General features: G+C 40.1%; 18 protein-coding genes. 6 read left to right on the forward strand and 12 right to left on the reverse strand.

Features of this window, described 5'->3' with window-relative positions; all coding sequences use genetic code 11:
* Nucleotides 1-3 precede the first annotated feature (3 nt).
* The 7 genes from CH365_RS13615 to CH365_RS13645 form a co-directional block, all read right to left on the reverse strand.
* Nucleotides 4-1416 (reverse strand): MFS transporter, encoded by a 1413-nt coding sequence (locus CH365_RS13615; protein ID WP_100769119.1) that lies wholly within the window; start codon nt 1414-1416, stop codon nt 4-6.
* Nucleotides 1417-1457: 41 nt separating this feature from the next.
* Nucleotides 1458-2747, reverse strand: a complete 1290-nt coding sequence (locus tag CH365_RS13620; RefSeq protein ID WP_100769120.1) for an alanine racemase — start codon at nt 2745-2747, stop codon at nt 1458-1460.
* 46 nt (nt 2748-2793) lie between these two features.
* Nucleotides 2794-3414, reverse strand: coding sequence for a trimeric intracellular cation channel family protein (locus tag CH365_RS13625; protein WP_100769121.1), 621 nt, complete (start codon nt 3412-3414; stop codon nt 2794-2796).
* Nucleotide 3415: 1 nt separating this feature from the next.
* Entirely contained in the window at nt 3416-4222 is an 807-nt protein-coding gene (locus CH365_RS13630) for an SDR family oxidoreductase (protein WP_100769122.1), read from the reverse strand.
* 9 nt (nt 4223-4231) lie between these two features.
* Nucleotides 4232-5338, reverse strand: coding sequence for an MBL fold metallo-hydrolase (locus tag CH365_RS13635; protein WP_100769123.1), 1107 nt, complete (start codon nt 5336-5338; stop codon nt 4232-4234).
* A gap of 85 nt (nt 5339-5423) precedes the next feature.
* A complete protein-coding gene (locus CH365_RS13640) occupies nt 5424-5792 on the reverse strand; it encodes a hypothetical protein (RefSeq protein ID WP_100769124.1) in 369 nt (122 codons plus the stop codon).
* A 52-nt stretch (nt 5793-5844) separates the two neighbouring features.
* Nucleotides 5845-8109, reverse strand: a complete 2265-nt coding sequence (locus CH365_RS13645; RefSeq protein WP_100769125.1) for an adenylate/guanylate cyclase domain-containing protein — start codon at nt 8107-8109, stop codon at nt 5845-5847.
* Nucleotides 8110-8237: 128 nt separating this feature from the next.
* Here CH365_RS13645 and CH365_RS13650 point away from each other — a divergent pair, with 128 nt between their 5' ends.
* Together CH365_RS13650 and CH365_RS13655 are read left to right on the forward strand one after the other, a co-directional pair.
* Nucleotides 8238-8717 (forward strand): peroxiredoxin, encoded by a 480-nt coding sequence (locus CH365_RS13650; protein ID WP_100769126.1) that lies wholly within the window; start codon nt 8238-8240, stop codon nt 8715-8717.
* Between the two features lie 3 nt (nt 8718-8720).
* Nucleotides 8721-10487 (forward strand): M61 family metallopeptidase, encoded by a 1767-nt coding sequence (locus tag CH365_RS13655; RefSeq protein WP_100769127.1) that lies wholly within the window; start codon nt 8721-8723, stop codon nt 10485-10487.
* Here the strand turns inward: CH365_RS13655 and CH365_RS13660 are convergent.
* A complete protein-coding gene (locus CH365_RS13660; RefSeq protein WP_100769128.1) occupies nt 10474-11187 on the reverse strand; it encodes an SDR family NAD(P)-dependent oxidoreductase in 714 nt (237 codons plus the stop codon). The genes CH365_RS13655 and CH365_RS13660 overlap by 14 nt on opposite strands.
* A gap of 43 nt (nt 11188-11230) precedes the next feature.
* On the opposite strand from CH365_RS13660, the gene argB reads away from it, so the two are divergent.
* Together argB and CH365_RS13670 are read left to right on the forward strand one after the other, a co-directional pair.
* Complete coding sequence (gene argB / locus CH365_RS13665) at nt 11231-12103, forward strand: acetylglutamate kinase (RefSeq protein ID WP_100769291.1); 873 nt, start codon at nt 11231-11233, stop codon at nt 12101-12103.
* Between the two features lie 98 nt (nt 12104-12201).
* Entirely contained in the window at nt 12202-13950 is a 1749-nt protein-coding gene (locus CH365_RS13670; protein WP_100769129.1) for a GAF domain-containing SpoIIE family protein phosphatase, read from the forward strand.
* 60 nt (nt 13951-14010) lie between these two features.
* On the opposite strand, the gene CH365_RS13675 is transcribed toward CH365_RS13670, so the two are convergent.
* Entirely contained in the window at nt 14011-15306 is a 1296-nt protein-coding gene (locus CH365_RS13675; protein ID WP_100769130.1) for an ATP-dependent 6-phosphofructokinase, read from the reverse strand.
* Nucleotides 15307-15369: 63 nt separating this feature from the next.
* Between CH365_RS13675 and CH365_RS13680 the strand changes: the two genes are divergently transcribed.
* Nucleotides 15370-16458, forward strand: a complete 1089-nt coding sequence (locus CH365_RS13680; RefSeq protein ID WP_244283196.1) for an LIC_20087 family outer membrane protein — start codon at nt 15370-15372, stop codon at nt 16456-16458.
* Nucleotides 16459-16526: 68 nt separating this feature from the next.
* The gene (locus CH365_RS13685; RefSeq protein ID WP_100769131.1) at nt 16527-17150 is read left to right on the forward strand and encodes a DUF3157 family protein; all 624 of its coding nucleotides are present in this window, start codon (nt 16527-16529) and stop codon (nt 17148-17150) included.
* 90 nt (nt 17151-17240) lie between these two features.
* On the opposite strand, the gene CH365_RS13690 is transcribed toward CH365_RS13685, so the two are convergent.
* Genes CH365_RS13690 through CH365_RS13700 form a run of 3 tightly spaced genes read right to left on the reverse strand, consistent with a single transcriptional unit; the run spans nt 17241 to nt 21595 of the window.
* Nucleotides 17241-17555, reverse strand: a complete 315-nt coding sequence (locus CH365_RS13690) for a hypothetical protein (protein ID WP_100769132.1) — start codon at nt 17553-17555, stop codon at nt 17241-17243.
* Nucleotides 17556-17561: 6 nt separating this feature from the next.
* The gene (metH, locus tag CH365_RS13695; protein WP_100769133.1) at nt 17562-21299 is read right to left on the reverse strand and encodes a methionine synthase; all 3738 of its coding nucleotides are present in this window, start codon (nt 21297-21299) and stop codon (nt 17562-17564) included.
* Nucleotides 21296-21595 carry a DUF362 domain-containing protein gene (locus CH365_RS13700; protein WP_100769134.1) on the reverse strand — a complete coding sequence of 100 codons (300 nt, stop codon included), beginning with the start codon at nt 21593-21595 and terminating at the stop codon, nt 21296-21298. Before CH365_RS13700 ends, metH begins: the two co-directional genes overlap by 4 nt.
* Nucleotides 21596-21598: the final 3 nt, after the last annotated feature.

The raw sequence follows: 21598 nt of genomic DNA on the forward strand, positions 1-21598 counted from the left end.
AACTTATCCGGCCGGAGTGCCGGAACTTCTTCTTTTTTGAATATTCTTTTTTCTTGATAGAAGCCACTGGATTTTTGTGTGCACCTCTGCAGTCAGGCCCATTTGTGTAAAGACCAGAGAGGCAAGAACAAATAAACTCCCTACTACCGGCCCGAATAAAAGTGTAAGTCTCCAACCTAATTCGGGGTCTTGTGTTTGTGCCCCGGCTTGGTATCCTATTGTTTCCAATAAAAATCCTAAAAATGCAAAGCCAATTGCTCTGATAATCTTGGTTGCCATCTTCCAAAAACCGAAATAAGCACCTTCTCTTTTTTCTCCTGTCAGAAGTTCATCATAGTCCACTACATCAGCCACCAAGGAATCGAAAAGAAGAATGGATCCTGCAAATATTCCGCCGAAAAATGCGGCAATCAAAGGAGCCTCATAAGATCTTTGAGGCAAGATCGGATACAAAATGATTGTCAGTACGCCGAGTAAAAAACTTCCCCAGAATGCAGGCTGCTTTTTACCGAATCTTTTTGCTAAGTAAATCCAAAGTGGAATTGAGATCGTAAGAAAAAATACGAAAGGGAGAAGGATACGTACTACCACTTGAGAGTCTTCTAAAAGTAATCTTTCCTTATAATATAAAAGTCCGAGGGAAGAATTCAAAGTTCTTGCAGCAGTTGCCACTATAAATGCCAAAAGTAGAGGCAGAAAATAACGATTTTTTAATATAAAAGATGCTGATTTAAAAAAAGATAGAATATTCTCCCCGACAGAACTCGGCTTTCCTGAAGATTTGTGATAAGGAAAATCTCTTCCTTTGGTAAAACGATAAGTAGAATACGATACAAAACATAATAAAATCCAGATACTCGCAGAAGAATAACTCCTGGATGTAAATCCATCCTTTCCCAAGGAAACCCAAATTGCAGGAAGTAATAATCCTAACAAAAGTCCTAAATTTGCAAAAAACAATCTCCAACCGAAAATTCGATTCCTTTCTCCTGATGTAAAACCGATCTCTCCTCCCAAACTAATATGAGGAACTGCGATCATAGTCATAAATGTATTCGTGAAAAAATAAGTTAGTACCAAATACAAAAACTTGGAAGTTTGGGTTTCTAACTCAGGAGGTGTAAAAAGAAAGTACACACCTAAGCCGAGTAAAAATCCTCCAACTACAATATAAGGACGTCGTCTTCCGTTTGTAAAACTGGTCCGATCCGAGATATATCCCATAATAGGATCGCTGATCGCATCCCATAAAATAGCGACGAGCATAGCCAAACCAAACAGAGAAGGTTTTAAACCTACAGTGGAAACATAAAAATCCAGAAGATAGATCTGGGCCATAGTTTCCACAGCAGTGATCCCCACTTCTGCGGAGGCATAACCTGCCATGGTTCGATTCGAAAGAGTTTGTTCTTTCATCAATTGAGAAGTTCTTCTACGCGTTACGGATTTGTTCTATCTCAATTGATAAAAGTTTTCCATATACCGATTAATTTGCCCGAACGAACCAGATGGATCTCACCCATCTCTGCCATTACCTTTTCACTTTGGGTAGGACGGAAAAATACATGATCATCCGGCTCTAAAGAAGTCGCCTTGGATCCATTTAAAATACTTTGATTCGTGCTTGTGCCGAATAAAGAATTGTCTTCGAGCCCTTTAGGAGATTCTTTTTTGGCGGAGAAGGCTCCACCGTAAATGAAATAAGTCACTTCTTGGTTCGGATTCCAGATCGGAAATAGAAAGGATAAAGATTCTAAGAAAGGGATTTTAGTTCCTTCTAACTTTTTTAAAACAGGAGTAGCAATATAAACGGCAGGACTATGTTCTTCTAAACTTTCCACATCGAAATCCGTAGGTTTTACCAAAGCAGATCCTAAGGACACATCGTTGACCACTCCCGGATTCTTTTGGTAGAAGTTATACGTTTTACTTCCTCCCCCGTTGAATACCAATTCCTTTTGAAATAAGTTGGGAAACTTCTCTTTCCCTAACTTTACGAAATCCGAATATTTGTCCAAGGAATTTTGGAGAGATTTTTCCATAGCGGAGATCTTATTTCCGAAAATAACCGGAACGGAAGCCACATGAGGTTCGTATCCCATATATCCGGAGAGTTCTAGATTTTTAGGATTCGAATGTAGGAGTTCCAACGCAGTCAAAGATTCTTCCGGTTTAGCAAACCCCCCTCTATGTAGTCCTATATCTATCTCTAAGCTTAGTTTTAATTTTAGTTCCTTCTTCTTTGCAAAATCTAAGTATTGTTCCACACGATTCGATGTATCCACCAACCATTGTACATTTTGAAAGTTTTCTTTTTTGGTTTTGGAGTATATGTTTTCCAAGGCAGCGATCGGCATCGGTTTTCCCAAAAGAATATCAAATTTTTGGAATTCTGGATCGTTCAATAACATGACGATATCTCCAGAATGAAATACCATTAGTCTTTTGGAATTTGTGGCATTTACGATGTACTTAAGCAAATCTATAGAAGGAAGAGACTTTACAACCACTCTGTAAGATAGAGGGGGCTTAATTTTTTCTTTCAGAAGTTTTAAATTTGAATCCAAACGATCCAAGTCGAGTAATACGATCGGTTTTCCGGGACCATTTTGTTTGAGTTCCGCATTTAGATCCTTAAAATAAGAAGTGTAAGATGCTCCGTTATCTTTCGGTTTCATAAAAACGATCAGTAAAAGTGCAACTACAAAAACCCAAAGTAATCCGTGGTTAGACCCTTTTCTATACATCCTTGATTCTCCTTCGAAAAACCAGATCGGATTTTAAGAGGCTCTGTTATTCAGGCAAACGGAATTTAGGAAGAGATAGATTAAATCGAACTGCGATCATTCGTACTAATATCACAAGAAAGGCAGAAACCGCAGTGTTTAAACTTCCATCCACTTCATATCTATCTAATACAATGTATAAGATTGCTCCTGCCAAACATGCAGTTGCATAAATTTCTCTACGAAAGATCATAGGAACCTCATTGATAAGAGTGTCTCGGATCACTCCTCCGAACACCGCAGATACCATTCCTAGAATCGCTGCGGCAAAAGGATTCACTCCGCTAAGTAAGGAAATCCTAGTTCCAATCACGGTATAAATTCCTATCCCAACTGTGTCGAAAAAGAAAATCCCGGTTTTCATTCGGATTAAAAGTTTAGGAAATACGAATGTGATCGCAAAACCCACAAAGATGGCCCAAAGAACATTGGAATCGGAAACCCAAGAGACAGGATAATTTCCTAATGTAATATCTCTTAAAGTTCCTCCACCGATCGCAGTGATAAATCCCGTGAAAAATACACTAAATGCGTCCGCGTGATAGGTCTTTTTTTCCGCAGCGGCCAAGGCTCCTGACACCGCAAATACGGTGACCCCGGCCAAATTGAAAAAATAAGAAAGGTCCACCTTAACTCTTTTTGTATACTTTTTGTTTCTTCTTCCCCTTTCCCATGAGAGAAGGGCTGAGTAACGCGTTCAACCCCGGCAGAAAACTTCCTACCTTTGCTAAAAATCCTCTGGAACCAGGGATCAGAACTTCCATAGGTTTATTAGGAATGACCTTGTTAAAAATAATATCAGTTACTTCTTCCGTTTTGAGATATCTGTTTCCTGAGAATGTCATGGAAGCTTCTTCATAATCTTTTTGCAGATCAAGCATCGGTGTTTGGATCGCGTCGGGACAAACCACACTTACGAATACTTTTTTAGGTTTCAATTCTTGAGCGACCGCTAGGGAGAATCCTCTAACTGCAAACTTAGAAGTAGAATAAAGAGAGATCCCAGGAATTGGAGCTACACCGGCCAAAGATGCAATATTTATAATATGCCCTCCTCCTTGTTCTATCATACGGATAGAAGCTTCTCTAGTCCCATACATCAAACCCTTAGCGTTGATATCTATATGTCTGTCTATATCCTTAGGACTTACATTTTCGATATAACCTGGAAGAAGATATCCTGCCACATTCATTAGAATATCCAGTTTTCCCCATTTTTTATAAGCAAGATTCATTACCTTCTTCCAATCGGAAGGAGAAGTCACATCTAACTTGGCAGTCAGGACTTTGTTCTTGTCAAACTTCTGCTTAGAAACATAATCCTTCAGAGCTTTTTCGTTCAGATTCGTGAGAAGAATATTATGACCTAAGGAGTGGGCCTTCTCCGCAAGATTTTTGCCTAAACCACCGTTTGCACCAGTGATGAGTATATTCATGTATATTTCCTAATGGGTAACTATATTACCGAATTCTAATTGCCCAAAAGAAAAAGTCGGACTGGTCCCAGGGAAAAGCCAGAAGCCGCTCATTTCAGAAGAAGGCATAACGTTAAAAAATTCCGGATTTCGCAAAGAAGGACCAGCGATCTCTTTTTCCAAAACCATGGAAATATATTGGTCGAGGCCAATCTCCAGAGTATTTCCGTTTAAGATCACTTCCATTCCTGTGTTTTTAGCATATTTACGCACACCTGGGATCCTGGACTTAAGCGGATTATAATTGTCCGCACTCACTCCATTCTCGCTGGTTACAAAAATCCCCTCCGGAGTATTTGCTACCAAACTATGATTTCCGTAGGTATGCCCAGGAGTTCTGATCAAAGCAACTCCACCACCAAGCTCGGTGTCCGTATCTAATAGAACGACCCGATCCATGGAGATACCACCGGATCCGTTCGGACAATACCAATCGGATTGAGGAGGAAGAAGTCCTTGGATAGAATTCCATTCTTCTTTCATGACTAGAAGTTTTGCATTTGGGAAATAGCCGGGCTGGCCGTTCGCTCCCAACCATTTGCGAAGGTCCTGAGTATGCAAATGATCGAAGGAAATATAATCCACCTTCTCCGGAGAAAGTCCTACTTGTTTAAGACATTCTTCCACGGTATTCAAAGTAGGAGCCATAATCTTTCTTCCAATATTCTGGAAAGGCCCGAAACTTTGGGAAAGTCTTTTGAAAAACGGGGTTTCGGCATTCGCATCCACATCGGATGGGGAAAATAATAGAGTTTTGATCCCTTCCGATGTTTTGTATTGGATGATGAATAATCGATTGATGATATGCAGAAATGGAGTGGGTAAACTAAAAGCATTCAGCAAAGCATACTTGGTAGGATAAGGAACTCGTACCAAATCAAAGGATTTGTAATATACTACTTGCGGCCCCGATAAAAATTTTTCTCTAAATCTTCTTGCTCTTCTGCGAACATCTTCCAAACGATCCACAGGGGCAGGAAGGCTGCGGGAGCCAACAAAATCTTTGATTGGTTTCAGGCTAATATCTTTTTTAGAAACTGGTTTTTTAACCGACTTGGAAACAGTTACCTTTGCCATAAGTTCATCCCTTCACGTATTTTTTTTAAATACCGATTCTCAAGAAATGAGAACCGGACATCTGATAAAGCTTCTTTATAAAAACTTAAAACGGTTTGTACAATGCCAGATAAGCGGAGAAAGTACCAAGCGCTGGAAGACCGAACCAAAGTATCTTTGCAAATTCGGGTTTTTTATAATATGCTGTCAGTAATCCACCAAAGAAAAGCCAGATCAGAATTTTGACGATCACCCAACCAGGAAAACTAGTTAGAAGCCCAATCCTTGCTAACATTCCAAAACCTCCAACCAATACGAAGGTCATGCCTAGTCCGTGAGCGGAAGCGATCAGTTTTCGAGGAGCGTTTTCTTTTGTACCTCCTCCTAATACGTGAAGTGCCAGACCACCGTACGCGGAGAATAAGAATAAGATGCCAAGGATATGAATAAGTTTGTACACCGGATAAGAAATCATAGGTGTCTATTCTTAGGATCCGAGGATCTTATGGAAAGCGAAAAACGACCTTCTACTTTTCAAGAAGGTGTTGCACTCCGACCCAATTTCCAAGGGGTGGAGACTCTATATATTCTTGGCAACGTTTTCTGTATAATATAGCAACTATATCTTCCGGATAAACTTTCAGAGCTTGTTCGAAATTTTGGAGAGCTTCCTTAAAATTTCCAACCTTGTACAAAATGATCCCTCTAGAAATCAAAGCCAAAGTGGCGTCCTTTAGTTTGCGAATATGTGGATCATCTGATTCATAAATTTCATATATGATGATGGGTTGGCTTTTTCCTTTAACCACAACTGAGTCCACTTCTCGAATCGCGAGTTCGTCTGCGATCGTAAGACTAGATAAAGTGTTTTGAGTAACTAATATATCTGCCTTATACAAATTTGTGAGACTTTCTAAACGAGATGCGACGTTTACCGTGTCTCCTATTACAGTCGTATCCAATCTATGAGAAGATCCGACTGTCCCGAGCATCAGATTTCCGGTATTAATACCGATTCCGATCCGTACACCCTTTACATGTCCGTGAGCACTTTTGACTTCTTCTTCCAGTTCCCGGACCCTTCTTCTCATATCGATGGCCGCAAGAACTGCCCTATCCGCGGCAGACTTACCTTCCCAATTATTTTCAGAATGGATCACTCTTTCTGCGGAGAATAATGCAAGAATCGCATCCCCCATAAACTTATCCACAAAACCTTCGTACTTTTGGATAAGAGGTTCCATCTTAGCAAGATAGCCGTTTATAAATCTGAAATTTTCTTCGGGAGTCATCTTCTCCGAGATGGTAGTAAAAGAACGAATGTCGGTGAATAGAACGCTCATCTCTCTTAATGCAGAATCACCCAGATTCACATCTACTGCTGAATCTTTTCCAAGCACACTTAAGAATTGCATCGGAACAAAACGGAAAAATGCATTCTTCTGTCGAGCTAACTCCAATTTTTGATGGCTCAGTTCTATGTTTAATTCTTCCGATTGTTTGTATAGATCAATGAATCGATTCGCAAGTATGGTGGTTAAGGAGATCACGAATAGAAGATACGCAAACTGAGTGAATCGGATCCCTGATTGGAAGAACATAGAATCCAAAACATCGTAACCCGAAATGAATACGATGATGAACATGCTGATGGCCATGAGAGAAGCGTCTTTTTTCCGAAGATACACCGCCTTTCCCATAAAGTATAATAGATAGATAAGAGAAGGTAAAATAGAGATCTGCCAAGCTCTCAAACTGATCATCAAATATTGGAATGGAGCAAAAAAGGAAAAGAAGAAAATCCCAAAACTCCATCCTGTGATACCAAGTATTACCTTATTCGGCAAAGTAGATCCGTAAAAATAATCGTGAAGGAAAAGTAAGAAGAATGGAGCAAGCAATGCCACGGAAGCATATTCAATTCTTGTAATCCAAGTGCTATCTTGTATAAAATCGAAAATGATCGTGGATCTACTTAAAGAGTATACCGCCATGGAAATGGAGAAGACCCCGAAATATAGATTGTATTTGTCCGTTCTTCTTTTGGAAAAAATAAGAAGATGATATAGTCCGAAAAATATATAGATCGTATTTAAACTTAAGTTGATTAAGATCCCGATCTTCTTGGAAAAATCGTATTCAACGCCTAATGTATAATCCCCATCCAAATAAAATCCAAGATCCACATTCGTAGGAGTGAATACGGGAGAAAGTACGGGATAATCTTCTTCCGAAAGATGAACTGCCGGCGCATCTCCTAATAAACGAAATACGATCCTATTTTCTCCGGCTTGAAGGATACTTGAGTCCACAGGAATTTCTATATCTCGTAGAGTTTTTCGGATCTGCATTTTTCCGTTGGAGTCCAAATGGATCTCTTTTTGGAGAAGATGTCCGTTCAGATAAATTTCCCAATTCTCCCCTATAAAATTTAAGTAAAGTCGGATTGGATTTAAAAAAACTTGTGCCTTAGGATCGAAACTCAAATTGAATTTTGTTTGAATGGTAAATTCCTGGATCTTGTCGGAAACAGGAGTTTTATAAAGTTGGTTTAGAACGATCGGAAATTTTTCTATTTTTGAATACCCTGGCTCGGTTGATTCGAAACCGGATTTGAATTCAGGTTTAAATCCTTGTATGGATTCCCACTCCAATCTTTTTAGATCCAGGTCCTTCCAACCTGGGATGGGCTCTTCTTCTTGAGAACCCAGAGAGTAAAAAGAGAATAAGAAAAAAGAAATAAAGACTAGAGATCTGAAAGTAAAAGCGGGATATTTTTGATTTTGCACCATGCGTTATTCGACAGTAGTAATTGGATGAGAAAAACTGCAAGATTTCAAGTTTTTTAAAGGATTTTTTCCTTTTCCCAAAAATGTTTTCGGTAGAAACTATCCGGAAGGGAAAATAGGAGGAAAACTTTATGTCCGACTCGTGGGAAGGCAAAAAATTACCGGAAGTAAGTTTATCTAGCTCCGCAGGAAACACCGTAAATCTACCGAAAGACTCAAGCGGTTCTTGGACCTTGTTGTATTTTTATCCGAAAGACGATACCCCAGGTTGTACAAAACAAGCCTGCTCTTATCGAGACAATCTGGAAAAGTTTACGCAAGCCGGAGCAAAGGTGTATGGGATCAGTTCAGATTCATTGGATAGTCATCAACAATTTATTGATAAGTTCAATTTAAGTTTTCCTCTTCTATCCGATCCGAAACAAAGTTTAAGCGGTCCTTTAGGAGTTTATGGAGACCAAGAATGGCAAGGCAGAGTGTTCAAGGGACTTTCTAGAGATAGCTTTTTGGTGGGACCCGATGGAACCATCCGCAAAGTATGGAGAAAAGTGGATCCCACTAAAACTGTTGCTGAAACTTTAGAGGCGATCTTAAAAGAGGCCGGTGCCTAAGGCGTGATCGTAAAATACACTCTAGATACATACCAACCGCATAGACATTTATTAAAGGTGGAAATGGAAGTCCACCCAGACAAACAGGAAACATTTCTTTGTATTCCGAATTGGTCTCCAGGTTCTTATAAGATCCGAGATTATTCCAAATCTATCCATCAAGTCCAATTTACACAATCCAAACCGGGATGGAATATCGAACAAACCGATCTTGACACTTGGAAGGTTTCCTCCAAGGGAGAAACATTCAAAATTTCTTATATAGTTTACGGATTCGAACATACCGTTCGAACCAATTATTTTACGAGCGATTTTATTTTAGTCCATCCTCCTGCAACATTCTTGTATCCTAAAGATCGGATCGATCTGGAACCTGAGTTAAGTTGGAAGAATCTTTCTCCTTTTCGTTTTTGTTATACTGGATTGAAGAAAAAAGAAGGTTCTAAACAAACTTGGAAGGCAAAAAATTTCGACGAATTTTTTGACTCACCTATTCTTCTTACAAACGAAAAACAAACCTCTTTTAATATAGAAGGCTGTGAGTTTGATCTAGTCATCCTAGGAGATATTGAAACAAAAGATAAGAAGAAAATCTCCAAGGATCTGGCAACCGTCGTGGAAACCCAGATCAAACTTATGGCTGGAACGGAAAATAAATATTATCTATTTGTTTTAGACATGAGCGATAATCTGTATGGGGGATTGGAACATCTCAATTGTAGCATCAACCAATTCGACCCGAACGGATGGTCTAATCCGGATAATTATAGAACTCTTTTAGAACTTTTATCTCATGAATATTTCCATCATTGGAATGTGAAAAGAATTCGTCCGATCGCACTCGGACCTTTCGATTACCAAAAGCCGAATTTAACAAAAGAATTATGGATCGCAGAAGGTATCACAAGTTTTTTCGATGCATACTTTCTGCTTCTTTGCGGATCTTATTCTCCCCAGCAATACCTGAACAAACTTTGGAAGGATATACAAGAATTGGAAGAATCTCTGGGTGAATCCTGGATGAGTTTAGAAGATTCCAGTTTTACCGCTTGGACTAAATATTATAATCGTCCATTCGATCCGAATTTTTCGAATACAGGGATCTCTTATTATACAAAAGGTGCCATTCTATCCTTAAGTATGCATCTTTATATCCTGAAAGAAACCAAAGGCAAAAAATCCTTGGTGGATATCATGGTTGCATTGAACAAACAATATCATCAGGAAAAAAAAAGAGGTTTCACCAAGGCTGAATTTTTTCAAACAGCGAAGAAGGTTACAGGTCTTGATCTGAAACTGGAATTCGATGCCTATATTGTGGAACCGAAACGTATTCCTATCGAAACATATTTACATTTGATCGGCGTGGAAAGAACTGCTTCTAAGCCGAAGATAGAGTCTGGATTTAGAGTAAAAGAAGAAAGAGGAAGAATGATCGTAAGTAAAATTCTTCTCTCTAAATCCGTAAAAGAAACGGATATCAATCTTGGTGACGAATGGATCGCATTGGATGATAAGAGAATTCTTCCAGGGAATTTTAAAGAATTATTAAATCAGTACCAACCTGGGAAAAAGGCGGACCTTCTTCTTTCCAGAAGAGGAAAGATCTTAAAAAGAAAAATCAAATTCGATTCTTCTCCTTCTGCAAACGAACTTTGGCTGGATGAAAAAGCGGAAGCTCCAAACAAAGAATTGAGAGAAGTATTTTTGAATCTGGGAAAAGATCCTGCGATTTCGAAAACTTCCCCCAAAAAAACTAAATCGAAGTAATTCCGCCATCCACAGTCCAATTTGCACCGTTAATATAACCTGATTCGGAAGAAATTAAAAAAGATACAACTCTTGCAATTTCTTCCGGAGAAGCGATCTTCTTTACCGGTGTCATCTCTATTATCTTTTTGCGATGATCATCCACCTGGTCTTCTTGGATGCCCATCTTTGTTTCCATATAACCTGGACTTACTGCGTTAGAGGTGATCCCTTTTTCTCCCCATTCTGCAGCGATCGATTTCATAAAACCTATGATCCCATGTTTGGAAGAGGAATATGCCACAGACAATGCGCTTCCTTGTACCGACAAAGAAGAAGCTATATAAACAAATCTTCCGAACGTTTGAGCGCTGAATATAGGAAGTAACGATTTTGTAATTTGAAAAGCGGAGCGGAGATTGATGGCAAAGATCCTGTCCCATTCTTCCAAATGGACTTCCGTAATTTTATGATAAGGACCGCCGTAACCTGCACAATGTACAAATCCACGGATAGGAGAAGCCGTAGATTTCAGATTTTTACAGGCATTTTCCAATTCATCGGAAGATGTGAGATCTATTTTTTGGAATGTTTCGTTCGGATGAAGTTTGTCCGGAGAAACCAGATCCCAATTTAGGATCTTATATCCTAAATTTCCTAATTCGGAAACAAGAGCTCGGCCAAGACCCCCACTTCCTCCAGTGATTAAAATTGTAAACATTTCCGAATCGACGTACAAGTGGGGAACGATTTCTCTGTTTGGTATGGAACATTCCTTTGAGAGGGTCAACAATATTCTGGAGGCCCTTCCCTATATTACGAAATACTCCGGGAAAACCGTGGTCATCAAATATGGCGGAGCCGCAATGGCAAAGGCTGACTTAAAGGAATCTTTTGCAAAAGATATCGTTCTTCTAAAATATGTAGGCATCCATCCGGTTATCGTACACGGAGGCGGGCCGGAGATCAATAGACTCTTGGAAAGTTTGAATATTCCGACCGAGTTCGTTCACGGACATAGGGTCACAAACGAAGAAACCATGGACGTGGTGGAAATGGTACTCACCGGAAAAGTAAATAAACAGATCGTTTCCATGATCAATAAAGAAAGTGGGAATGCAGTAGGACTTTCCGGAAAAGACGGAAATCTTGCAACCGCTTCCAAGACCAAAATTGAAATAGATGTAGAAGGCAAAAAATCCGAACTAGTAGATGTTGGTCTTGTGGGTAAGATCGACAAAATAGATCCAACTGTCATCCTATCTCTCCAAGAAAAAGGTTTTATCCCGGTTATTTCTCCTGTGGCAGAATCGGAATCAGGAGAATCCCTAAATATAAACGCAGATACTTTTGCGGGGGAATTAGCAGGAGCTTTAAAAGCAGAAAAGCTAATTTTACTGACCGACACGAGCGGAATATTGATCGACGGAAAACTTGTAACAGGTTTAAACCGTGCCTTAGTAAAAGATTATATTCGAAAAGGAGATATCACTGGAGGAATGATCCCTAAAGTAGAATGTTGTCTTTCTGCAATCGATCAAGGAGTAAGAAGGACTCATATTATTGACGGAAGAGTCCCCCATTCTATCCTGATCGAAATCTTTACCGATCAGGGAATCGGTTCCTTGATCGAATAAGAGGAAAGTTTCGAATCTCCTTGACAGGAGTTGGATTTGGGCTGGAATAAGCCCTCCAATCTGAAAATCTCTCAAAAAAAGAAGTATTCCCGGACCAAATGAGTTTCAAACAGCTCTCCTTAGCTCTTATTTCAGACATTACTGCCAGGATCAATTCTACGGATGATCTGGAAGAACTTTTGGGAATTATTATAGAAACCACAAAAGACGTACTCAATACGGAAGGATGTTCCCTTCTACTCTATGATCCGGACGAAGATTGTCTAGTATTTCAAGTTGCTAAAGGTGATAAGGGAGAATCTCTCACCGAATTAAAAGTCCCTAGAGGAAAAGGGATCGCCGGAATGGTTTTAGAAAGTCTAGAGCCGGTCATCGTAAACGATGCAGCGAACGATCCTAGAATTTATAGAAACATAGACGACGCAGTAGGATTCACTACAAAGAACCTGATCTGTGTTCCGATGAAGGCACAAGGAGAGATCCAAGGAGTTTTAGAAGCCGTAAACTCCTTGGAAAGGCCTGAATTTACAAATAAAGACATTAAAATATTAGAATATCTTTCCGATCTTGCTGCGATCGCGATCAGGAACAGGAGATTGATCCGTGACTTAAAAGATCGGGCCAGAGAATTAGATTGTCTCTATCAGATCAGCCAGGCAATTTCCAATATCAGCGAGTTGGATCAGTTCTTAAATCTGACAGTAAACTCTATCTCCGATGTTTTAGGCGCAGAAAGAGTTTCTTTGATCTTCCAAAACCCTAGAACAAAATCATTCGAACTTTCTAAATCCATCGGTTTCAGTTTAGAAGAAGAGTCCCATTTGGTGGACGAATCCCGTGGGATCTTGAATGAAATTTTATCCCAAGGAAAAGCAATCTTAGTACAGGGACAAACGGATATTAATCCGGACCTTCTTACACCGAATCGTTATAAGACCAGATCCTTCGTTTCTGTTCCGATCCGTCAGGATGGTACAATCATAGGTGTTCTGAATGCCGCGGATAAGATGAGCGGAGATAGTTTTTCCTATCAGGACCTTTCTATCTTAAGCACAATTTCTAACCAGATAGCGGAAGCATATAATAGTCTTTTGGCAAAAAACCAAAAGGAGAAGTTAACATCTATCCGAAGAGACATGCAGATCGCTTCCCAGATACAGCTAAACTCATTGCCTAATATTCCTAAGAAGATGCATCTTTTAGAGATCGAAACTTCTTATACCGCATCTAAAGAAATCGGTGGGGATTTTTATGATCTAATCTATCATAATCCAGACGAAGTAAGTATTCTAATCGCAGACGTTTCCGGAAAAGGGATAGCAGCCGCTCTCTTTATGGAATTTTCCAAAACGATTATCGCGGGTGAAGTAGCGCGTAACTCTTCCACGAGTATCAGTCTTATGGGAGCAAATCGGATCATCCAGGAAAAGTCCGGTTATTTTATGTTCGTTACGGTAATGCTCACACGTATCAATATGCTCAAAAAAAGAATACGTTATTCTAGTGCCGGCCATAACGAGCAGCTATTGTATAAAGCCAAAGAGAAGAAGGTACTACTTCTCTCCGGAAAAGGAATGCCACTGGGAATCAAAGAGTCGGAGATTGAAGAACATGAAGTGGAATACCAGCCTGGGGACCTTCTAGTTCTATACACTGACGGAGTAAGCGAGACCACAAACGAAGGTGGAGAAATGTATTCTTTAGAGAATCTTGCAAAACTCATAGAAAGAAACGGGGACATGCCCGTGGAAAATCTGAAAGAATTGATCATAGATACTACCGACGCATTCAGAGGAGAAGCGGATCCTAATGACGATTACACTTTAGTAATGGTCCGACTCAATTAGGATTTTATAATCCGATCATCCTGATATCTATTTGATCTCGGAACTTCTCCGACTATAATACTATTCCGCAACCATATGAGCAGGCTGTCCTGTAGAGGCTAATAATGTTCTCCACAAAGTGCTCTTAGTAGGCTGAAGCACCTTTCTTTCCTGGATAGCTATATCTATCGGAAGATGGGTGAACACATTATTCCACATTCCGATCACTAAATCCGTCTTACCTGCCATGCCGGCGTGTACGGCATTCTGAGCCAAAAACCCACAGAAAATAGAATCCTCAGGATTTGCAGGAATGGAACGGATAATATAACTTGGGTCTATATATTTTACATTCACTTCAATCTTCTCCGCTTTGAAAAATTCTTGGATTGAATTTTTAAGATATACGCCTATATCGCCTAACTTCAAATTTCCGGAAGCGTCTCTTTCTTCGGTTTTACCGAAAAACTTTTGGCCTGCACCTTCTGCTACAATGATCACTGCATGTTCTCTGGTTTGGATCCTTTTTTTCAAAACATCTAAGAAGGACCCTTTTCCTTTCAGATCAAAATCCACTTCAGGGATCAGACAATAATTTACGTTTTGAGAAGCTAAGGCCGCATTCACCGCAATAAAACCGGAATGTCTTCCCATTAGTTTCACTACACCTATTCCGTTCGGAGCACCTTTTGCTTCCACATGGGCACATTCTACCGCTTCCATCGCTTTGGAGAATGCCGTGGAAAATCCGAAAGTTTTTTGCACATAATTGATATCGTTATCGATCGTCTTGGGAACTCCGATGACTGAGATCTCTTCTCCCCTTCTATCTATCTCGTTTACGATCTCTTTGGCACCTCTTAAGGTACCATCCCCCCCGATACAGAATAACATCTTGACCCCATACAAAGAGAGTCTGTCCACCATGTCGGAAGCATTTTGGTTCCCTCTGGAAGAAGCGAGAATGGTACCCCCATCCCTCCCTATATGGGCTACATTTTCCGGATTCAACTCCATAGGCTTATGATCAAATTTTTTGACAAGACCCTGGTAGCCGTAAGGAAATCCAAGAATACGTTTCACCCCGTATCTATAATTTAATTCCATTACGATACCTCGGATCACGTCATTGATCCCTGGACAGAGGCCCCCACAGGTCACGATCCCGGCCGTCACTTCTTTCGGGTCAAAATAGATCTTCTTTCTAGGACCTGCTTGTTCGAAAAATTCGGCTCCTTCTCCTATATATTGCTTCCAGCTCTCTTCCGTCTCGAACACCGTCTTGAAAACCACCTTGGATTCGTCTGCAGTGTAATATTCATAAGCGGCAGGACTTTCAATTTTGCAAGGTCCGAAATTTCTAATCTTTGTGTTCATTTTTACCAATTCCAGGTCAATTGTAGAAGGTCTTATTTTTTGGTAAATATGACGGAATTTTCATTGGCAAAGCAGAATATTCCGTCATATATCAATAAATATAGGATGAGAACCGAGAAGATGACATATGATTCCAAATCTCTTCCTAAACGTAAGCGCTCGTTCTTTAGAAAGACTTTCCCTTCCCTCTTGCAGGTGATTTTTCCTTTTGTCGCGAGCCTGTCCGTAATCTACGGAGAGAACAGTTCCACTTTTTTCTGGGATTCTTTCGACAACTTTTCCAAAAATAAGGCCTTATTTTCCCAAAAGGAAACTTCCGACCAAACGGAAGAGAAGGAGGAGCATAAGGTCAAATTTTTCTCTTCTCTTACATTCAAATATCCTTATGAGATGAAAGCCTTTCGTGATTATATTCCGACCGATTCCACATCTTTCAATTCCATTCCCGGCTTACCTAATAAGTTACCGAGTCAACCTAGAATACATTTACAAAGAAATGAATTTTTCGCTTTGTATCCTGCATTCGGAAGAGAAGAAGTTTTTGTAATGGCAATGAGCGCGGGCCAGAACAAAGAAAATAAATCCGAGGCATATATAGGAGCTAATACAGAAAGAAGAGCATTCGATCAGCTAACAGATGTGAGAGTTACTTCTTCCGTTATGCCTGGCTTAGGTTCTAACCTTTCCAAAGGTTTAGACAACCAGGCTGGGAACTTACTCTTCGGATATCTGCTCGGAAGAGCCGGAATTCAAATGGATTTAGGTTGGAGAATGGCCGGAAACAACGTAGGTTTGGCAATTCCGGAATCCGCAAAATCTTCCATCGGGATCAGTTACTCTTTGATCTCAAATTCCAGTAGCTTAAATAAGATGGATTTCTTTTTACAAGTTTCCGGAATCAAAAGATTTAATGATAAAAGTTTTCTACCGATCGATACTCCTCAAGCTTTCAGAGGATGGCAACAAGGTTACGAATATTACGTGAATCCCGGATTTTCTATTTCAACAAGAAACTTAAGTTTCGAGGGTTTGGTTCGTTTACCTCTTCACCCGACTCTTCCAAATACAGATGGACTACTCACTCCGGAAATCCAAGGTATGCTTGGGGTGAAATACAAATTTTTGGAAAGTTCTCCAAATTTACAAAAATAAAAATCAAGTTTTTCTAATATAATTCTTCCTATACCGCACAGTAACATTCAAAGCCAGGAGAAAGGCCAGTGAAAAAAATCAAGTTTCTAATCTTATTCTGCGCTGCCTCAGGAATATTGGCCGACGAAGTAGTTTTTACAAAAAATGGAAAGAAAGTAGTATTAAAGGAAAATTTTACCTGGCAATATGCGCCTGAACAAAAAGTAGATCCTTCGAAAAAATCAAATACAAACAGATCCATCCTAAAAGGAACCGATCAGACAAGCTTGATCAAAAGTAAATCGGGAGTATACTCCGTTTTTTATAACGCGGCCCAATGGACAAGTGTGACTGAAAATCACGAATTTGCAGAATTTCATTTCGTGAACCAAGCCAGAACCGGGAACGCAATGGTAATCTACGAAGGTTTGGAAATTCCGTTAGAATCCTTTCCTGAATTAGTTTTATTGAATGTAATTAAAACGGATCCGGATGCCAGGATTTTAAACATCGAAGATTGTTCTGTGAACGGAGTCCCTGGAAAAATCGTCACCTACACTGCGCAAATCAAAGGTCTTAGATTTATTTTCTATTCTTTTCTGGCTAGTGGAAATTTCGGTTCAGTTCAATTCTCTACTTTTACCCTGGAAAGCCAATTCGAGAAAGAGAAAGCGAATTTTGAGAAGGTAATTTCTGGATTTGTTTTGAATTGAGAGGTTTGTAGTAACTTCGACGTAACTGGTGATGAATTTAAATTCGGCAGTGTAAAGTTAGGGTTTGAACTGCGATTTTCGTCGAAGTTACTACAGAATTTGCATTTTCTGAAAGGAAAGTTGCAGATCGAGCTTGTTGATTTGCTCTTTCTTTCTACCAAATCTGAGAAAGGAAGTAGTTTTGCCGGATGTAGTATCTACGACCTCAATCCTAGTTTCCATTATCGGACAAGCAGGCTCCTCACAACTGATCTCACTCAGCCTCAAGAGCAGATTTTCCTGGCCTAGTTTCTCCCTGATCTTAGATGCCAACCAAGGATGGAATGGAAACTCCGTTCCAGGCTCCGATTCATCCTGGTATGCAGAATGAACCGGGTTTGTAGTAACTTCGACAAATCTTTTCATTAATGATTAGACTCTGGAAACCGCCTCCAGGGGGTCATAAGCCAAATTCGGAGAAAGCCATTTTTCCACTTCGGAAACGGTCATTCCTTTCCGGTTAGCATAATCCTGGATCTGGTCCTTATTGATCTTTGCCACAGCAAAGTATTTAGAATCCGGATGAGCAAAGTATAAACCACTCACCGAACTTGCCGGCATCATTGCAAAATGTTCCGTAAGAGTGATGCCCGTATTCTTCTCCACTTCCAATAAATCAAATAAGGTTCTTTTTTCGGTATGGTCTGGACTTGCAGGATAACCTGCTGCAGGACGAATTCCCTGATAACGTTCTCGGATCAATTCCTCGGTAGAAAGATTTTCGTCCGCTACATAACCCCAGATCTCTTTTCGGATTTTCAAGTGCATATATTCTGCAAAGGCTTCTGCAAAACGATCTCCTAAAGCCTTTGCCATGATGGAATTATAATCATCCAATCGAGAATCGAATATGGAAGCAAACGCTTCTACTCCATGACCAGCGGTCACAGCGAAACCGCCGATATAATCCGCAACTCCGCTGTCTTTAGGAGCTATATAATCCGCCAAACAATAGTTAGGCTCATCTTTTTCTTCCTTACTGATCTGTTGGCGGAGAGTATGGAAAACGGTCTTAATATTCGCTCTGGATTCGTCTTCGTAAACTTCTATATCATCGCCAACACTATTCGCTGGAAAAACCCCGATCACGCCTCGAGTCGTATATCTTTTATTAGAAACTATATCTTCTAATAATTTCTGAGCGTCTTTGAATAATTCTTTGGCTTGTTTACCGTAAGTTTCACTTTCGAGAATCGAAGGATAACGTCCTTTCAACTCCCAAGCTTGGAAGAATGGAGACCAATCTATATAAGGAACCAATTCCTCCAAAGAGATCTCGTTATCGAAAGCACGGACTCCTACAAAGTTCGGTTTAGCTACCTGAGTCACATTCCAATCGGTAACATATTTATTATCTCTAGCATCTTCGATAGAAACAAGTTTTCTATCACTTCTTGTATTGAAATAAATTTCCCTTTGAACCTTTTGTTCTTCTTTAATCTGCTTTATATAATCAGGTTTTAAAGAAGGGTTCAAAAGTTTCCCAACAACATTTACAACTCTTGAAGCATCCAAAACATGAACTACAGGTTGATCATACTTTTCCGAAATTTTTACGGCAGTATGGGCGGAACTTGTAGTAGCTCCTCCAATCAATAAAGGAATATCGAACCCTGTTCTTTTCATTTCAGAAGCAACGTGAACCATCTCATCTAGAGAAGGAGTGATAAGCCCGGACAAACCGATAATGTCCACATTCTGCTTTTTTGCTTCTTCCAAAATTTTCTCACAAGAAACCATCACTCCGAGGTCGATCACTTCGTAGTTATTACATGCAAGTACGACTGCTACTATATTCTTACCGATATCATGAACGTCTCCCTTCACAGTTGCGATCAGGAATTTTTGTTTTGCAGAAGACTGAGCTTGCTTGCGGTTCTCTTCTTCCATAAAAGGTAGAAGGTAAGCCACGGATTTTTTCATTACCCGCGCACTTTTTACAACCTGCGGAAGGAACATCTTTCCCGACCCGAACAGATCACCCACAACTCTCATTCCATCCATCAAAGGACCTTCGATCACATGCAAAGGTTGATCGTATTTGAGTCTTGCTTCTTCCGTGTCTTGGTCTATGTATTCTACGATTCCTTTTACTAAAGAATATTCTAATCTTTGCTCGACCGTTCCTTCTCTCCAGGCCTCTTCTTTTTTTTCCGCCTTTTCACCTGACTTAAAGGATTCTGCAAATTCGATCAATCTTTCAGTCGAATCAGATCTTCTATTTAAAAGAACATCCTCTACTCTCTCCAAAAGATCTTTAGGAATTTCTTCATAAACCGCAAGCATACCTGCATTTACGATCGCCATATCCATTCCAGCTTTGATCGCATGGAATAAGAACGCAGAGTGCATTGCTTCTCTTACTGGATTATTTCCGCGAAAAGAGAAGGATATATTACTTAACCCACCGCTGATTTTTGCGCCAGGGCAGATGGCTTTGATCTCTTTGATTGCTTCTATAAAGTCGACCGCATAATTATTATGTTCTTCTATTCCTGTTCCAACTGTTAGAATGTTCGGATCGAAGATGATATCAAAGGGAGATAGGCCTGCCTTCTCAACTAATAGATCATAAGCTCTTTTGCAAATACGGACCTTCTCATCTTTTGTAGCCGCCTGACCTTGTTCGTCAAAAGCCATTACGATTACGGAAGCACCGTACATTTTGATCGTTCTTGCTTGTTGTAAAAACTTTTCCTCTCCTTCTTTCAGGGAGATGGAGTTTACGATCGGTTTTCCTTGGATACATTTTAACCCAGTTTCCAAAACGGACCATTTGGAACTGTCGACCATGAAAGGAACCTTTGCGATATCAGGCTCAACAGCGATCAAGTTTAAGAACTCTTTCATGGAAGCTTCTCCATCCAAAAGAGCTTCGTCGAAATTGATATCGATGATATTTGCGCCGGCTTCTACTTGCTGCAAAGCGACTGACACTGCTTCTTCAAAGTTCCCTTCTAAGATCAGTTTTTTGAATTTAGGAGAACCAGTTACGTTAGTTCTTTCTCCTATTAATACGAAGCCTGTTGCTTCATCTATATTCAAAGGTTCTAATCCAGATAATCTAGTCTTTCCTTCTATCTCAGGTATAAGTCTAGGCTTTTTATTTTGGACAGCCTTGGCCCCTTCTTTGATATGAGCAGGAGTTGTTCCGCAACATCCTCCCGCAATATTCAACCAACCTTGGTTGGAAAAATCATCCAAAAATGCTCCGAATTCCTCCGGAGTCTGATCATACCCACCGAACGCGTTAGGCAATCCAGCGTTCGGATAACAACTGATATAACAACCTGAGATCCTAGACAATTCCTCGATATAAGGTCGCATTTCTCCTGCGCCTAAAGCGCAGTTGATCCCTACAGAAAGAGGATTTGCATGATAGATGGAATTATAGAATGCCTCGATTGTCTGTCCTGACAAAGTTCTTCCGGAAGCATCTGTGATCGTGACGGAAAGAGATACCGGGATCCGTACATTCAAATCTCTGAATACATTCTCGATCGCAACAATGATTGCCTTTAAATTTAAAGTATCGATATTCGTTTCAGAAAGAAGAATATCGACTCCTTCTTCTACCAATGCCCTAACCTGCTCGTAAAACGTTTCTACCAATTCGTCGAAGGTTACAGCACGGAAAGCAGGATTATTCACATCCGGCGAAAGAGAAGCAGTCCTAGTCGTGGGTCCTATGGACCCGGCAAGAAACAATGGTTGATCCGGATGAGTTTTGGAAAACTTCTCCATTGCAGCGCGAGCGACCTTTACTGCCTTTCTATTCAGCTCATCTACGTAGGCTTCCGCATTATAATCCGCTTGAGAAATTCGATTGGAGCTGAACGTATTTGTTTCTAGAATATTTGCTCCTGCTTCTAAAAATTTATAATGTATTTCTTCGATCACTTCAGGTTTAGTGATTACTAGTAGATCATTATTTCCTTTTAATGCAGAAGGATGGTCTTTCAACCTTTCGTCTCGGAAATCTTCCTCTCCCAGACCATACCTTTGGATCATTGTCCCCATTGCCCCGTCAAGAACCAGGATCCTTTCTTCCAATAATTTTAAGAGTTCTTGCGCTTTGGGATTTGTATATGTGGGAAATTTATGTTTCATAATTCTTTAATATTGCAGTCTTTATCTAAAAGAGGTTTTTTAAGATCGTTGATCATCGGGAACTTTTTCGATTCTTTTGCATTCAAAACGATCCAGTCTTTCCACATCACCGGAACCTCGTCCTCCGGGAAGATGGCATTCACCGGACATTCTCTCAAACAATCATTACAATTGATGCAAATGTCCGGATCTATGACTAAGTAATCCTTCCCTTCTCGGAAAGCTTCTACAGGACAGGCAGCAGCACAGTATGTAATTTTACACCCAACACAGGGTTCAGTTACTACGTATGCCACAAC

This window comes from Leptospira neocaledonica (assembly GCF_002812205.1).
GTDB lineage: Bacteria > Spirochaetota > Leptospiria > Leptospirales > Leptospiraceae > Leptospira_B > Leptospira_B neocaledonica.

Excerpts from the sequence above, each read along its gene's own strand:
- CH365_RS13615 (WP_100769119.1), bottom strand. The coding sequence starts at position 1,416 with ATGAAAGAACAAACTCTTTCGAATCGAACCATGGCAGGTTATGCCTCC.
- CH365_RS13620 (WP_100769120.1), bottom strand. The coding sequence starts at position 2,747 with ATGTATAGAAAAGGGTCTAACCACGGATTACTTTGGGTTTTTGTAGTT.
- CH365_RS13630 (WP_100769122.1), bottom strand. The coding sequence starts at position 4,222 with ATGAATATACTCATCACTGGTGCAAACGGTGGTTTAGGCAAAAATCTT.
- CH365_RS13635 (WP_100769123.1), bottom strand. The coding sequence starts at position 5,338 with ATGGCAAAGGTAACTGTTTCCAAGTCGGTTAAAAAACCAGTTTCTAAA.
- CH365_RS13640 (WP_100769124.1), bottom strand. The coding sequence starts at position 5,792 with ATGATTTCTTATCCGGTGTACAAACTTATTCATATCCTTGGCATCTTA.
- CH365_RS13645 (WP_100769125.1), bottom strand. The coding sequence starts at position 8,109 with ATGGTGCAAAATCAAAAATATCCCGCTTTTACTTTCAGATCTCTAGTC.
- CH365_RS13650 (WP_100769126.1), top strand. The coding sequence starts at position 8,238 with ATGTCCGACTCGTGGGAAGGCAAAAAATTACCGGAAGTAAGTTTATCT.
- CH365_RS13660 (WP_100769128.1), bottom strand. The coding sequence starts at position 11,187 with ATGTTTACAATTTTAATCACTGGAGGAAGTGGGGGTCTTGGCCGAGCT.
- argB (WP_100769291.1), top strand. The coding sequence starts at position 11,231 with ATGGAACATTCCTTTGAGAGGGTCAACAATATTCTGGAGGCCCTTCCC.
- CH365_RS13670 (WP_100769129.1), top strand. The coding sequence starts at position 12,202 with ATGAGTTTCAAACAGCTCTCCTTAGCTCTTATTTCAGACATTACTGCC.
- CH365_RS13675 (WP_100769130.1), bottom strand. The coding sequence starts at position 15,306 with ATGAACACAAAGATTAGAAATTTCGGACCTTGCAAAATTGAAAGTCCT.
- CH365_RS13690 (WP_100769132.1), bottom strand. The coding sequence starts at position 17,555 with ATGAAAAGATTTGTCGAAGTTACTACAAACCCGGTTCATTCTGCATAC.
- metH (WP_100769133.1), bottom strand. The coding sequence starts at position 21,299 with ATGAAACATAAATTTCCCACATATACAAATCCCAAAGCGCAAGAACTC.